This window comes from Clostridium sp. LS (genome assembly GCF_002760435.1).
Lineage (GTDB): Bacteria > Bacillota > Clostridia > Clostridiales > Clostridiaceae > Clostridium.
Genome location: NZ_AUUU01000183.1, coordinates 1 through 567, shown reverse-complemented (window position 1 = coordinate 567; position 567 = coordinate 1). Strand labels below are relative to the sequence as shown.

General features: G+C 31.7%; 1 protein-coding gene. It reads left to right on the top strand.

The window, feature by feature from the left end; translation table 11 throughout:
* Positions 1 to 542, top strand: a 542-nt coding sequence (locus COL3_RS25620; RefSeq protein ID WP_143327573.1) for a transposase, incomplete at its 5' end; no start/stop codon positions are given.
* Between the last annotated feature and the right edge of the window lie 25 nt (positions 543 to 567).

Below are 567 nucleotides of genomic sequence, written 5' to 3'. Positions count from 1 at the left end.
AAGTTGTAAATTTGCGAATCCGAAGGGCTAGAGAAAAAGCAAAAGCTCAAGGAAGAATTCCAAAGAAAATTGACAAGGAACTAATGAGCTGGGTGATTATGATAACAAACATTGAAAGAGAACAAGTGGATGTGGACATGCTCCTTGATATTTATAGGTTAAGATGGCAAATAGAAATCTTATTTAAATGCTGGAAAAGTTATGGAAAGATTGACCATGTCAAATCAGCAGGAATTGATTACTTAAATTGTTTGCTTTATGGCAGATTGATAATAACCTTACTAATAAATACAGTTTATTCTGAATTGTATTTTAAGTATAAAACAGAAGAAAATAGAGAAATAAGTATACTTATGATATATTCAACTATAGGAAGTAAACTCAAAGATATATGCATTAATTTTATTCCTAAAAAGGAAAACTTGGAAATAATACATGAGATACTAGTAGGTTTAGGAAAGAGCTGTAAGCGAGAAAAAAGAAAACGCCAAACTACAGAGGGAAAATTGATGTGCTACTCTCTTCCCCCTATAATTTGGTGATTACTGGTTAAGCTTTACGCGCATG